13 protein-coding genes are annotated in these 14,700 nt (G+C 44.0%); all 13 read left to right on the plus strand.

Translation table 11 applies throughout. The features are described from left to right. The first annotated feature begins 391 nt into the window (after nt 1–391). The 13 genes from tig (at nt 392) to pyrF (ending at nt 14,692) form a co-directional block, all read left to right on the plus strand. A complete protein-coding gene (gene tig, locus L1D15_RS08220) occupies nt 392–1,696 on the plus strand; it encodes a trigger factor (RefSeq protein WP_239867724.1) in 1,305 nt (434 codons plus the stop codon). A 105-nt stretch (nt 1,697–1,801) separates the two neighbouring features. After that, the gene (gene clpP, locus L1D15_RS08225; protein ID WP_045975254.1) at nt 1,802–2,428 is read left to right on the plus strand and encodes an ATP-dependent Clp endopeptidase proteolytic subunit ClpP; all 627 of its coding nucleotides are present in this window, start codon (nt 1,802–1,804) and stop codon (nt 2,426–2,428) included. 73 nt (nt 2,429–2,501) lie between these two features. Next, entirely contained in the window at nt 2,502–3,785 is a 1,284-nt protein-coding gene (clpX, locus tag L1D15_RS08230) for an ATP-dependent protease ATP-binding subunit ClpX (protein ID WP_239836831.1), read from the plus strand. A 129-nt stretch (nt 3,786–3,914) separates the two neighbouring features. After that, entirely contained in the window at nt 3,915–6,266 is a 2,352-nt protein-coding gene (gene lon / locus L1D15_RS08235) for an endopeptidase La (RefSeq protein ID WP_239867727.1), read from the plus strand. 194 nt (nt 6,267–6,460) lie between these two features. After that, on the plus strand, nt 6,461–6,733 hold the full coding sequence (locus L1D15_RS08240) for an HU family DNA-binding protein (RefSeq protein WP_004414742.1): 273 nt from the start codon (nt 6,461–6,463) through the stop codon (nt 6,731–6,733). Nucleotides 6,734–6,906: 173 nt separating this feature from the next. Then, nucleotides 6,907–8,766 carry a peptidylprolyl isomerase gene (ppiD, locus tag L1D15_RS08245; RefSeq protein ID WP_239875274.1) on the plus strand — a complete coding sequence of 620 codons (1,860 nt, stop codon included), beginning with the start codon at nt 6,907–6,909 and terminating at the stop codon, nt 8,764–8,766. Between the two features lie 141 nt (nt 8,767–8,907). Then, complete coding sequence (locus tag L1D15_RS08250) at nt 8,908–9,207, plus strand: ComEA family DNA-binding protein (RefSeq protein ID WP_239867733.1); 300 nt, start codon at nt 8,908–8,910, stop codon at nt 9,205–9,207. A gap of 139 nt (nt 9,208–9,346) precedes the next feature. Continuing rightward, nucleotides 9,347–10,027 carry a (d)CMP kinase gene (gene cmk, locus L1D15_RS08255; protein WP_239875275.1) on the plus strand — a complete coding sequence of 227 codons (681 nt, stop codon included), beginning with the start codon at nt 9,347–9,349 and terminating at the stop codon, nt 10,025–10,027. A 103-nt stretch (nt 10,028–10,130) separates the two neighbouring features. Beyond that, the gene (rpsA, locus tag L1D15_RS08260) at nt 10,131–11,801 is read left to right on the plus strand and encodes a 30S ribosomal protein S1 (RefSeq protein WP_239836826.1); all 1,671 of its coding nucleotides are present in this window, start codon (nt 10,131–10,133) and stop codon (nt 11,799–11,801) included. Nucleotides 11,802–12,012: 211 nt separating this feature from the next. Continuing rightward, nucleotides 12,013–12,294: an integration host factor subunit beta gene (ihfB, locus tag L1D15_RS08265; protein WP_239836825.1), complete on the plus strand. Its 282-nt coding sequence runs from the start codon at nt 12,013–12,015 to the stop codon at nt 12,292–12,294. 137 nt (nt 12,295–12,431) lie between these two features. After that, on the plus strand, nt 12,432–12,713 hold the full coding sequence (locus L1D15_RS08270; RefSeq protein WP_239875276.1) for a lipopolysaccharide assembly protein LapA domain-containing protein: 282 nt from the start codon (nt 12,432–12,434) through the stop codon (nt 12,711–12,713). Between the two features lie 25 nt (nt 12,714–12,738). Beyond that, a complete protein-coding gene (gene lapB, locus L1D15_RS08275; RefSeq protein ID WP_239836823.1) occupies nt 12,739–13,908 on the plus strand; it encodes a lipopolysaccharide assembly protein LapB in 1,170 nt (389 codons plus the stop codon). 85 nt (nt 13,909–13,993) lie between these two features. After that, nucleotides 13,994–14,692, plus strand: coding sequence for an orotidine-5'-phosphate decarboxylase (gene pyrF, locus L1D15_RS08280; protein ID WP_239836822.1), 699 nt, complete (start codon nt 13,994–13,996; stop codon nt 14,690–14,692). The last annotated feature ends 8 nt before the right edge of the window (nt 14,693–14,700 follow it).

A 14,700-nucleotide genomic window follows, 5' to 3' on the forward strand; every position in this document is an offset into this window, starting at 1 on the left:
ATTCAGAAAAAAGGTTAGTTTCTCTTGAAAAAGCGATTAATGTCCCCATTTCTGGAACCATTAGCTGCTTGATTGATGTTTTTTTTAGCAGTTAGCAGAGTTTTTAGGGTAAAGCCCAAGCTATGTTAGGGATCGGCTCGACAGTGACTGACGAGGTCGGTAGAATGCTGCGTCTAAATTTTAATCCTGAGGCTAATCGGAGATAGCTTTCACGAACTGAGTTTGTAAAGATATCGCTAATTAGTCCGGTAGCTGACTCGATCAGTTATCGATACTCGATTTACGAAAAGTGCTCTTAGAGTGCAAACAAGGATGGGCCTTTTGTTTTGTCATAATGGCATGAAGGCACATACGCTCAGCTCAGCTGAGCCAGTTTTGAGGTTAATGAATAATGCAAGTTACTGTTGAAACGCTAGAGGGCCTAGAGCGCCGTCTAAACATTACTGTTCCTGCTGCAAACATCGAAGATGCTGTAACAGCTGAACTACGCAACATCGCAAAGAACCGTCGTTTCGATGGTTTCCGTAAGGGTAAGGTGCCTCTGAAAATGGTTGCGAAGATGTACGGCAAAGCAGTACGTCAAGACGTGATGGGTGAAGTTATGCAACGTCACTTCATCGAAGCGATCGTTAAAGAGAAAATCAACCCAGCAGGCGCACCAACTTTTGCTCCAGTTGAGAGTAAAGAAGGTGAAGATCTCGTTTTCAACGCAACTTTCGAAGTTTACCCAGAAGTTGAGCTGAAAGGTCTAGAGAACATCGCTGTTGAAAAACCAACCACTGAAGTTCAAGACGCAGACGTTGAAGAAATGATCGAAACGCTACGTAAGCAGCAAGCGACTTGGGCAGAAGTTGAAGAAGCTGCGGAAGAAGGTAAGCGTGTTACTATCGACTTCGTTGGTTCTATCGATGGCGAAGAGTTTGAAGGTGGTAAAGCTGAGAACTTCCCTCTAGAAATGGGTGCAGGTCGCATGATCCCTGGTTTTGAAGACGGTATCGCAGGTAAAACTGCTGGTATGGAGTTCGAAATCGATGTGACTTTCCCAGAAGATTACCACGCTGAAAACCTAAAAGGTAAAGCGGCGAAGTTTGCTATCAAAGTAAACAAAGTTGAAGCTCGTGAACTACCAGAACTTAACGATGAGTTCGTTTCTAAGTTCGGCGTTGCTGAGGGTGGTGTTGACGCTCTTAAAGCAGAAGTTCGTAAGAACATGGAACGTGAGCTTAAGCAAGCAGTTAAAAACCGCATCAAAGAGCAGGCTATCGACGGTCTAGTGAAAGAAAACGAAATCGACGTACCAGCTGCACTTATCGATCAAGAAATCGGTACGCTACGTCAGCAAGCGGCACAACGCTTCGGTGGTAACCCTGAAGCTGCTGAGCAACTTCCACGTGAACTATTCGAAGAGCAAGCTAAGCGTCGTGTAGTCGTTGGCCTTCTTCTAGGTGAAGTCATCAAGTCTGAAGAGCTAAAAGCTGATGATGAGAAAGTGAAATCACTTATCGAAGAAATGGCGACAGCTTACGAAGACCCATCAGAAGTGATTGCTTACTACGAGCAAAACACTCAAATGATGGACAACATGCGTAATGTTGCTCTAGAAGAGCAAGCTATTGATGCGATTATCGCTAAAGCACAGATTTCTGAAAAGGAAGTTAGCTTCAACGAGCTAATGAACCAACAGCAGCCTGCTTAATAAGCAATATCTTGCGTAGAAGGTTGACGGATCGTTAACTATTCTGCTAACAATGGTCCGTATGATATTTATCATCCGGGCCATTTATTTTAGGGACATAAGAATATGAGCTACCAAGAAAAAAATGCAATGTCACCAATTTTAGACGCGCTGGTACCAATGGTGGTTGAACAAACTTCCCGTGGTGAACGTTCTTACGATATTTACTCTCGTCTACTCAAAGAGCGCGTGATTTTCTTAACAGGTCAAGTGGAAGACCACATGGCAAATCTTGTCGTGGCCCAACTGCTTTTCTTAGAATCTGAAAATCCTGATAAAGATATTTTTCTCTACATCAACTCGCCTGGTGGCAGTGTGACTGCCGGCATGTCAATCTATGACACTATGCAGTTCATCAAACCGAATGTAAGTACGGTATGTATGGGGCAAGCATGCTCAATGGGTGCTTTCCTTCTTGCTGGTGGTGCGCCAGGTAAGCGCTATGTGTTACCAAACTCACGAGTGATGATTCACCAGCCTTTGGGCGGTTTCCAAGGTCAGGCATCAGACATCCAAATTCACGCTCAAGAAATTTTGACTATCAAGCAGAAGCTAAACAAACTGCTTGCTGAACATACAGGTCAACCTCTTGAAGTGATTGAGCGTGATACTGATCGTGATAACTTTATGGCGGCAGAGCAAGCGGTGGAATACGGTTTGGTTGATGCTGTGCTCACTCATCGCGGTGAGTAATAATTGCCAGAGCATTTTGGCTATAATTGATATACACTCAGATTATAAAGAGTAAAGGCTAAGAGGTTAGCGAATGACAGACAAAAGCAAAGAGAGCGGTAGTAGTAAGCTTCTTTACTGCTCTTTCTGCGGCAAAAGCCAGCACGAAGTTCGCAAGCTAATCGCAGGTCCATCCGTTTACATTTGTGACGAATGTGTCGATTTGTGTAACGACATTATTCGTGAAGAAATCAAAGATGTTCTGCCGAAGAAACAATCGGAAGCACTTCCAGTGCCAAGAGAGATTCGTGAACACCTTGATGATTACGTGATTGGCCAAGATTACGCTAAGAAAGTGCTAGCAGTAGCCGTTTATAACCACTATAAGCGTTTACGTAATGGAGACACGACAAGTGAAGGTGTTGAGCTCGGTAAGAGTAACATCCTTCTAATTGGTCCTACGGGTAGTGGTAAAACACTGCTGGCTGAGACATTAGCGCGTTTCCTAGATGTACCATTTACAATGGCGGATGCCACTACGTTAACTGAAGCGGGTTACGTAGGTGAAGATGTTGAAAACATCATCCAGAAGCTACTGCAGAAATGCGACTATGACGTAGCAAAAGCCGAGCGCGGTATCGTGTACATCGATGAAATCGACAAGATTTCACGTAAGGCTGAAAACCCATCGATCACACGTGATGTGTCCGGTGAAGGTGTTCAGCAGGCGTTGCTAAAACTGATTGAAGGTACTGTAGCTTCAGTTCCACCTCAAGGTGGGCGTAAGCATCCTCAACAAGAATTCCTTCAAGTTGATACATCTAAGATTCTATTTATCTGTGGCGGTGCATTTGCTGGCCTAGATAAAGTGATTGAACAACGTGTAGCCACGGGCACAGGTATTGGATTTGGTGCGGAAGTTCGTTCTAAAGATGAAACTAAAACTGTCGGTGAACTGTTTACTCAGGTAGAGCCAGAAGATTTAGTTAAATATGGTTTGATTCCAGAGTTCATTGGCCGTCTTCCTGTGACGACAACGTTGACAGAGCTGGATGAAGAAGCGCTTATCCAAATTCTTTGTGAGCCGAAGAACGCACTCACCAAACAATATGCAGCACTATTCGAACTCGAAAACTCAGAGCTTGAATTCCGTGAAGATGCTTTGCGTGCAATTGCTAAGAAAGCGATGGAACGTAAAACAGGTGCTCGTGGATTACGCTCAATCCTAGAAGGCGTTCTACTTGAAACTATGTATGAATTGCCATCGATGAGCGATGTGAGCAAAGTCGTGATTGACGAGTCTGTAATCAATGGTGAGTCTGACCCACTGCTGATTTACAGTAACTCTGATAATCAGGCCGCGGGTGCGGAATCTTAATCAAATTCACATAAATTAGTAAATAATTTAAGGAGGTAATCATTTACCTCCTTTTTTTTATTCTTTCATTGAATCCAACTAATTAGCCCCCATATACTGCTCATAAGACTAAGCGGAAGAGAGAAGAATATGAACTTGGAACGTTCCGAACGTATCGAGATCCCCGTACTACCTCTAAGAGATGTAGTCGTTTACCCGCACATGGTAATTCCTTTGTTTGTTGGACGTGAAAAGTCAATTGCTTGCCTTGAAGCGGCAATGGATAACAACAAACAAATACTGCTAGTGGCGCAGAAAAAAGCGGAAACCGATGAGCCAGCGAAAGACGACCTGTTCGATGTTGGTACCGTGGCAACCATTCTTCAATTATTGAAGCTGCCTGATGGGACCGTAAAAGTGCTGGTTGAAGGCCAGCAGCGTGCAAAAATTCATAAGTTTACTGAAGAAGAATTCTTCACCGCAGATGCTGAATACTTAACAACTGAACAGCTAGACGAGCGTGAAGAAGAAGTGATTGTTCGTAGTGCGATTAATCAGTTCGAAGGTTTTATCAAGCTAAATAAGAAGATCCCACCTGAAGTACTAACTTCCCTCAACGGTATTGATGAAGCGGCTCGCCTTGCCGATACAATTGCTGCCCATATGCCACTCAAGTTGGCTGACAAGCAAATCGTTTTGGAAACACTAGACATCACTGAGCGCCTTGAGTTCCTAATGGGACAAATGGAGTCAGAGATCGATTTGCTGCAGGTTGAAAAGCGTATCCGTACTCGTGTTAAAAAGCAGATGGAAAAATCTCAGCGAGAGTACTACCTGAATGAGCAGATGAAAGCGATTCAGAAAGAGCTAGGTGAAACGGAAGATGGTGTTGATGAGTTCGAAACGCTGAAACAGAAAATCGTTGACTCAAAGATGCCTCAAGAAGCGCGTGAAAAGACTGAGCAAGAACTACAAAAGCTGAAAATGATGTCGCCAATGTCGGCTGAAGCCACTGTGGTTCGAGGTTACATCGACTGGATGTTAGGCGTGCCTTGGCACAAGCGATCTAAAGTTAAGAAAAATCTAGCGAAAGCGGAAGAAGTGCTGAACGAAGATCATTACGGCCTTGAGCGTGTTAAAGAGCGCATTCTTGAATACCTAGCGGTTCAAAATCGAATTAACAAACTTAAAGGACCTATCCTTTGCCTTGTTGGTCCACCGGGTGTAGGTAAAACCTCTCTAGGTCGCTCTATCGCAGCAGCAACCGGGCGTAAATATACGCGCATGGCATTGGGTGGTGTACGTGATGAAGCTGAAATTCGTGGTCACCGCCGTACTTACATTGGTTCTATGCCGGGCAAGCTTATTCAAAAAATGTCTAAAGTAGGCGTGAAAAACCCGCTGTTCTTGTTGGATGAAATCGACAAAATGTCTTCTGACATGCGTGGTGACCCGTCTTCTGCCCTACTAGAAGTACTCGACCCAGAACAAAACAATGCGTTTAACGATCACTACCTAGAGGTGGATTATGACCTGTCTGACGTGATGTTCGTTGCGACGTCTAACTCAATGAATATTCCAGGCCCTCTACTAGACCGTATGGAAGTGATTCGTCTATCGGGTTACACCGAAGACGAGAAACTCAATATTGCGAAACGTCACTTAGTAGAGAAACAGATCAAACGTAATGGTTTGAAACTGGGTGAAATTGAGATTGAAGACTCTGCAATCATTGGCATTATTCGCTACTATACCCGTGAAGCGGGGGTTCGTAATCTGGAACGAGAAATTTCGAAGATCTGTCGCAAAGCAGTGAAAAATATCCTGCTTGATAGCAACCTGAAAACGGTTACTGTGACAATGGATAACCTTAAAGATTACTTAGGTGTTCAGCGTCATGACTACGGTAAAGCTGATGATAGCAATCGAATTGGTCAAGTGACAGGTCTTGCATGGACTGAGGTTGGTGGTGACTTACTCACTATTGAAACCGAAGCAATGCCGGGTAAAGGCAAGCTGACACAGACTGGGTCACTTGGTGATGTCATGCAGGAGTCAATCCAAGCGGCAATGACAGTAGTGCGGTCTCGAGCAGTAAAACTTGGGATTAACTCGGATTTTTATGAGAAGCGTGATATTCACGTCCATGTCCCAGAAGGGGCAACCCCAAAAGATGGCCCGAGTGCAGGTATTGCGATGTGTACAGCGCTGGTATCCAGCCTAACAGGTAACCCTGTGAAAGCGGAAGTGGCGATGACAGGTGAAATTACCCTACGTGGTGAAGTTCTTCCTATTGGTGGTTTAAAAGAGAAACTACTGGCAGCGCATCGCGGAGGCATCAAAACTGTCCTGATTCCTAAAGACAATGAGCGTGATCTGGAAGAGATTCCTGACAATGTTATCGCTGATCTTAAGGTTATTCCGGTGCAATGGATTGATGATGTTCTTAAAGTCGCGTTAGAAAAAGACCCATCAGGTGTCGAAATTGCTGCTGTAAAATAGTGATGTGCAGCAAAAATAAGTAAAAGATTACGCTGATAAGCATAAAAAGGCTTGTCAGCGTTTTTTTTGGAGGCTAACGTTACCCACATAGCTTCAGGCCTTGTTGTATAAGGGATTGGAGTTAGTTTTAAATTGAAATGGAACGAATGCTGCCTTTAAAAAATAATAACAAGGTGGCGCAAAGGGGAATCACAGTGAATAAAACACAATTAGTAGAAAAAATTGCAGAAAACGCTGACCTTTCAAAAGCTTCAGCGGGCCGTGCCCTAGACGCATTTATTGAAGCTGTAGGCGACACTCTTCAGTCTGGTGACCAAGTCGCGCTAGTGGGCTTTGGTACATTCAGTGTTCGTACTCGTGCTGCGCGTACTGGTCGCAATCCAAAAACTGGTGAAGAAATCCAAATCGCAGAAGCAAAAGTACCTGCGTTTAAAGCTGGTAAAGCTCTAAAAGACTCTTGCAACTAGTTTAAAAGTTGCCAGCAGTGGCAGTTTTTATCGAACCTTTTTAAATTATGCGCATCATACTGATGCGCTTTTCTTTTTCTGATATTATCGCGCTATCTTATTTTAGTTATAACGTATGTCGTGTTAGCACGTGTAAAGGCTAATATGGACCACACGCGGAGAGTTTTTTACATATGATGGATCGATTACGCGAAGGCGTTAATAGCATCGCGGTTAAAATTATCCTTGGATTAATCATCCTGTCTTTTGTCTTTGCTGGAGTTGGTAGCTACATCGTTGGTGGTAGTAACAATTCTGCAGCCAAGGTTGGTAACGTGGAGATTAGCCGTGGTGAGTTTGAACAAGCTTACCAAAACGAGCGTAATCGTATGCAAGCCCAGCTTGGTGATTATTTTTCTAATCTGTTAGCAGATCCAAGCTACGTTGAATCTTTCCGTAAGTCAGTACTTGACCGAATGATTAACGATCTTTTATTGGAGCAGCATGCTGAAGCTTTGGGCCTACGTGTCAGCGATGCTCAGGTAAGAAGCATGATTGTTGATATGCCTCAGTTCCAAGTGGACGGCAAGTTTGATCAGGAAGTCTATCAAGCCTCTCTTCGTCGTGCTGGATTCACTCCGGATAGTTTTGCTGAGTATCTGCGCAGAGATCTTGTACGTAATCAGCTTCTAACGGCTGTCCAAGCAAGTGACTTCTCACTAGAAGGAGAGGTTGAAGCTCAAAGTAAGCTTCTGGCTCAGACGCGAGAAATTAAGAAAGTGACACTTTCTTTAACGGACTTCGCCTCTAAAGCGGAGCTTTCTGACCAAGAAATTAACGACTATTACACTCAGAACGCAGATCAATATACGCGCCCTGAACAAGTGAAAGTGGCTTACATTGAGCTTTCAGCGCAGCAATTGAAAGATGCGATTCAAGTGTCTGATGAGCAAGCTAAACAATACTATCAAGAGCACCTTGATAAGTATTCTTCAGAAGAGCAGCGCCGTGTAAGCCATATTCTGATTGAAGGTGACGACAAAGCAAAAGCACAATCTGTTCTAGATGAATTGAATGCTGGTGCTGACTTTGCCAGCTTGGCGGAAGAGAAATCTGACGACTTTGGCAGTGCTTCTGAAGGGGGGTCTCTTGGTTGGATCGAGCGTGATGTGATGGATCCGGCATTTGAAGAAGCCGCTTTTGCTCTGAAGACAGTTGGTGATGTAACCGGTCTGGTGAAATCGGACTTCGGCTATCACATCATTCAGCTCGATGAACAGAAAGGCTCAGTTGCTAAGCCATATGAAGAAGTGGCGACTGAAATCAAGCAGGAGTTGAAAGACCAACAAGCAATCGATCAATTCTATGAATTGCAGAGTGAGCTTGAAAAAGTGGCATTTGAATACCCTGATTCTTTAGATGATGCTGCTGAAGCGATTAACGCAGATATTCACACCACAGATTTTATTTCTCAGGCTGATGCACCAGAACTGCTGAAAACACCTGCTGTAATGCAGGCTATTCTCAGCCCAGAAGTGAAAGAAGATGGCTTAAATTCTGAAGTACTTGAAGTTGCGCCCGAGCACGTCATCGTAGTTCGTGTTGAAGATACGCGTGATGAAACGGTACTTCCTTTGGAAGAAGTACGTGATCAAGTGACTGCTTCCTTAGCGAAAATTAAAGGTGAGCAAAGCGCAATTGAGCTTGCCGACAATTTGGTTGCAGAGCTGAAGAAGGGTAACAAAGACCTAATGACTGAAAATGGTCTTGAGTTCAGTGACGCGGAAAAAATTGATCGTAGTTCACCATTAGCTGACGTTGTATTTTCAATGAAAAAGCCTACTGAAGGTGAAGTTGAATTTGCTCAGGCAAAAGATTTTAACGGTGACATCGTTGTGGTTGAGCTTACTAATGTGAAGTCTGATGTAAACGCTCAGTATAATGAACAGATTGGTACTCAGCTAACTCAGATGAATGCACAGCAAGATCTCTCTGGCTTGATCAATATTCTTCGTAAAACTATCGATATCGAATATTACGCTGTGACTCAGTAATCTTAATCGATGTAACTGATAAACTACTTATGACGGGCTGCAGATGCAGCCCGTTTTATTATGTATCATCTCTCCACCCATAAATGAAAACGCCCTCTATGGTATCTATTCCACAATGTTATTTAGAGGAACAAAAGGGAAATGTTACATATACTATGGACTTGCTTATTATTGACAATCGCCGCATATAGTCCGATTACCATATCGGCTGAACAACCGACTCACGCTGAATACTCGGGAATAGAGATTACCGTGAATGTAAATACTGCTGAAGCGGCTGAATTGGCGACATTATTGAGTGGTATTGGGGAGAAAAAAGCCCAGGCTATTGTTCTATATAGGGATGAAAATGGTCCTTTCTTGAAGGTGGATGATCTGACTTTGGTAAAAGGTATCGGCCCCGCTTTAATAGATAAAAACCGCAGCCGAATAAAGTTGTAATTAGGTAGAGCGCTAAGCGCTCTATTTTTGGTTGTTTCCTTTCAATACCTGCTGGTGCCGAGAGACGAATCCCACTATAATTCACGCCGAATATTGGTCAGCTTAATGACTATTATTTTTAACTAATGTGGAGTAAAACATGTCGTCTCATACGCCAGTCGTAACCGTTGATGGACCAAGTGGTGCAGGTAAAGGCACTCTTTGTATGCTTCTAGCAAAGAAGCTAGGCTTTCATTTATTGGATTCCGGTGCGATTTATCGTGTATTGGCGTTGGCAGCAATCCACCATGGTGTCGATCTGGACTCTGAAGACGCACTTGTCCCAATTGCTACGCATCTAGACGTACAATTTATTGCTGAGGGTGACTTAGTAAAAGTTATCTTGGAGGGTGAAGACGTTTCCGGTGAGTTACGCAAAGAAGAGACGGGGATGGCGGCATCCAAAGTGGCTGCATTGCCACGAGTCCGTGAGGCTCTGTTGCGCCGCCAGCGTGCTTTTGCCGAAGGTAGTGGCTTAGTGGCTGATGGGCGCGATATGGGAACCGTAGTTTTCCCTCAAGCGGAAGTAAAGATTTTCCTAGATGCAAGTGCCGAAGAGCGCGCTAACCGCCGCCTTAAACAGTTGCAAGGCAAGGGGTTAGATGTTAAATTTGACGACCTTTTGAGCGAGATCCAAGAGCGTGACGATCGAGATCGTAACCGCCCGGTGGCGCCATTACGCCCCGCTGAGGATGCGCTATTGCTGGATTCTACTTCGATGAGTATCGACGAAGTGGTAGAAAAGGCACTACAATATATCGAATCTAAGCTAGTCGTTTAGGCGGCTAGGTCAGAGCGTTGGTCGCATGGATGATGACTGGCGAATTTAATAACCCCACGCGGTAGGATACCCGTGGACGTTTAATTTATTGAAGATTAACTAAATGACTGAATCTTTTGCTCAACTCTTTGAAGAGTTTCTAAACGAGACTGAATTCCAACAAGGTACTATCGTTAAAGGTACTGTAGTAGCTATCGAGAACGGTTTCGTTCTTGTTGACGCTGGTCTTAAGTCTGAGTCTGCAATCCCTGCTGAACAGTTCAAGAACGCTGCTGGCGAACTTGAAGTTGAAGTTGGTTCTGAAGTAGACGTAGCGCTAGACGCTGTTGAAGATGGTTTCGGTGAGACTCAACTTTCTCGTGAGAAAGCGAAGCGTCACGAAGCTTGGATCGTTCTTGAGAAAGCTTACGAAGAAGCTGAAACTGTTGTTGGTATCATCAACGGTAAAGTTAAAGGCGGTTTCACTGTTGAACTAAACGGTATCCGTGCTTTCCTTCCTGGTTCTCTAGTAGACGTACGTCCAATCCGCGACACTGCTCACCTAGAAAACAAAGAGCTAGAGTTCAAAGTTATCAAACTTGACCAGAAGCGTAACAACGTTGTTGTTTCTCGCCGTGCGGTAATCGAGTCTGAGAACAGCGTTGAGCGTGATGAGCTTCTTGAGTCTCTACAAGAAGGCGCAGAAGTTAAAGGTATCGTTAAGAACCTAACAGACTACGGTGCATTCGTAGATCTAGGTGGTGTTGACGGTCTTCTACACATCACAGACATGGCTTGGAAGCGCGTTAAGCACCCTTCTGAGATCGTGAACGTTGGTGACGAGATCCAAGTTAAAGTTCTTAAGTTCGACCGTGAGCGTACTCGCGTATCACTAGGTCTTAAGCAGCTAGGCGAAGATCCATGGGTAGCAATCGCTAAGCGTTACCCAGAAGGTCACAAACTATCTGGTCGCGTTACTAACCTAACTGACTACGGCTGTTTCGTTGAAATCGAAGAAGGCGTTGAAGGTCTAGTACACGTTTCTGAAATGGATTGGACTAACAAGAACATCCACCCATCTAAAGTTGTTAATGTTGGCGACGAAGTTGAGGTTATGGTTCTTGAAATCGACGAAGAACGTCGTCGTATCTCTCTAGGTCTGAAACAGTGTAAAGCTAACCCTTGGCAGTCTTTCGCTGAAGCGCAAGCTAAAGGCGACAAAGTTACTGGTAAGATCAAGTCTATCACTGACTTCGGTATCTTCATCGGTCTAGAAGGCGGTATTGACGGTCTTGTTCACCTATCTGACATTTCTTGGAATGTTGCAGGTGAAGAAGCGGTACGTGAGTACAAGAAAGGCGACGAAATCTCTGCAGTTGTTCTAGCAGTAGATGCAGAGCGTGAGCGTATCTCTCTAGGCGTTAAGCAAATGGAAAATGACCCATTCAATGCTTACGTTGCTGAGAACAAGAAAGGTGCACTAGTTAACGGTACTGTTACTGCAGTTGATGCTAAAGGTGCAACTATCGAGCTTGAAGAAGGCGTAGAAGGTTACATCCGCGCTTCTGAAGTTTCTCGCGACCGCGTAGAAGATGCTTCTCTAATCCTAAGCGTTGGCGACAGCGTTGAAGCGAAGTTCACTGGTGTAGACCGTAAGAACCGCGTAATCAACCTATCTGTTAAAGCTAAAGATGAAGCAGAAGAGCAAGAAGCAATGGCTTCTCTGAACAAAGCAGACGACGCTTCGTTCGGTAATGCAATGGCTGACGCTTTCAAAGCAGCTAAAGGCGAATAATATATCGCTTTATTGAAAAAGGAGCCGAAAGGCTCCTTTTTTATGGATTGAGCTAAACTAGTCCTAATACCAATCTCAGCAAGTGACTCTGATAAAACGCGATTTGAAAGTGCGCAATTTATTGGTTTTGCATCTAGAATTGATAGCAAGTGTTTGTTGGAATTGGTATTACTTACTATAATAAGTGATAAACTACTCTACGAGGGAAACTATGACTAAGTCTGAACTGATTGAGAGACTCTGCGCTGAGCAAACCCATCTTTCAGCAAAAGAGATTGAAGATGCTGTAAAAGACATTTTAGAGCATATGGCTTCGACACTAGAAACGGGCGATAGAATTGAAATTCGTGGATTTGGTAGCTTCTCTCTACATTATCGCGAGCCACGTGTGGGCCGCAATCCGAAAACTGGTGAGAAAGTAGAGTTGGATGGCAAGTATGTCCCTCACTTTAAACCAGGCAAAGAATTACGCGAGCGTGTCAACCTCGGCTGATCTCTAGTTATTATCTTGAAAAGCGGCATACACAGTGTATGCCGCTTTTTTATGAGATGAAATTCGGAGATAGGCATGGTTTGTTCACGGGTTTTACTGCATAATCATATCGGCAGATATCCACTTAGGTGTAGAATATGAAAATTATAAAAATTGTTATCGTGCTGGCCCTATTTTTAATCGCACTGGCTTTAGGCTCTCAGAACCAAGAATTAGTTAACTTTAACTACTTATTGGCACAGGGTGAGTTTCATCTGTCAACATTACTCGGTGTTGTATTTGTTACTGGCTTTATTTTGGCTTGGATTATCTTCGGTACTTTGCATTTACGTTCTCAACTTCAAGTGCGCAAGCTAAGAAAACAAGTGAAAAAACTTTCACCTTCCGAGAGTGAACCTCAACAGGTTAAAGCCCACTAAGTAGTACAGGCAGGCTTTTTACTCGATGCTAGAAATACTCTTCTTGTTACTTCCAATCGCTGCTGCATACGGTTGGTATATGGGTAATCGAAGTGCCCAACAAGACAAGCAGAAACACTCCAATCAAATTTCCCGTCAGTATGTGACGGGTCTTAACCTGCTTTTGTCTGATCAATCGGACAAGGCAGTAGATCACTTCATTGAACTTCTTCAAGTCGATAACGAGACGATTGATACTCATTTAGCTCTGGGGAATTTGTTCCGATCTCGTGGTGAAGTTGACCGTGCCATTCGTATCCACCAGAATTTAATCTCCCGTTCGGGTCTGACTATTGATCAGAAAAATATTGCGCTTCAGCAATTAGCGAAAGACTACATGGCATCAGGGTTTCTTGATCGTGCAGAGAAAATTTTTGAACAACTTGTTGATGAACCAGATCATAGAGAAGCCGCATTGCAACAGTTGGTTTCGATTTATCAGCAAACCCGAGAGTGGGGTAAAGCGATTCAATACGCGACTCAGCTGGTTAAGTTAGGCCGTAAGAGAATGAGGAATAGCATTGCTCATTTTTGGTGTGAGCTTGCCATGCAAGAAAAAGCTGATGGTGATAATAACCGTGCTATTCAGCATTTTAAACGTGCCTTATCAGAAGACCCTAAGTGTGTCAGAGCAAGTATCGCGTTAGGCAAAATATACTTGGAAGTCGAAGACTATGCGAAAACAATCAAGCATATGGAAATGGTGCTTGAGCAAGATACGGACTTCATTAGTGAGGTACTGCCGACTCTTGCGGATTGTTACCACCACCTTGGGCAAGAAGAAGAGCTGTTAGACTTCTTACGCCAATGCATTGCTGCTAAAGCTGGGGTTTCTGCAGAGCTAATGTTAGCCCAATTGGTCGCTCAACATGAGGGGCCAGGTTCTGCGCAAGAGCTTTTAACACGCCAGTTAGTAAAGAACCCAACGATGAAGGGTTTCTACCGTTTAATGGACTACCACTTGGCTGATGCGGAGGAAGGCCGCGCTAAGGCCAGTTTGCAAACGTTGCAGAAACTTGTTGGTGAGCAACTTAAGGTCAAGCCGCATTATCGATGCAGAAAATGTGGCTTTTCTACCCACTCAATGTATTGGCATTGCCCATCATGTAAAGGCTGGGGCACCATTAAACCAATTCGAGGGCTTGATGGTGAATAAAGGATTCGATTGGTATTCCAATCAAAAATAGCAGCGGTGATCCCGCTGCTTTTTTTAGATATGTATGAATTAAGTAGGAGATGAAATGATTGACCAAAAAGTTATTGTTGCACTGGATTACGACAATCAAGCGGATGCATTGGCTTTTGTCGATAGAATTGATCCAAATTCTTGTCGATTAAAAGTGGGCAAAGAAATGTTCACGCTGTTTGGTCCTGATTTCGTTAAAGAGCTACATAAGCGCGGCTTTTCAGTATTCTTAGACCTTAAATTTCATGATATTCCAAACACCTGCTCAAAAGCTGTGCGCGCAGCAGCAGAGCTAGGGGTGTGGATGGTTAATGTTCATGCGAGTGGTGGTGAGCGCATGATGGCGGCATCACGTGAGATTCTTGAGCCTTATGGGAAACAACGCCCGCTATTGATCGGTGTGACGGTGTTGACCAGTATGGAACAAAGCGACTTAGCTGGTATTGGGCTCAACATTGAGCCTAAAGAGCAGGTAATTCGCTTAGCTTCGTTAACCCAAAATTCAGGTCTTGATGGCGTAGTATGTTCCGCTCAGGAATCTTCTATGCTGAAAGGTGAGTTAGGTAAGAGCTTTAAACTTGTAACGCCTGGAATTCGTCCTGTTGGCGCTGCGGTTGGGGATCAAAAGCGTATCATGACACCTGCTGATGCGATTCAAGCGGGTTCGGATTATTTGGTTATAGGCCGACCAATTACTCAAGCACCTGATCCAGCGAGCGTATTATCAGAAATCAACCAATCTTTGATGATCTAAATTTTTTG

Source organism: Vibrio sp. Isolate25 (assembly GCF_022398025.1).
Lineage (GTDB): Bacteria > Pseudomonadota > Gammaproteobacteria > Enterobacterales > Vibrionaceae > Vibrio > Vibrio coralliilyticus_A.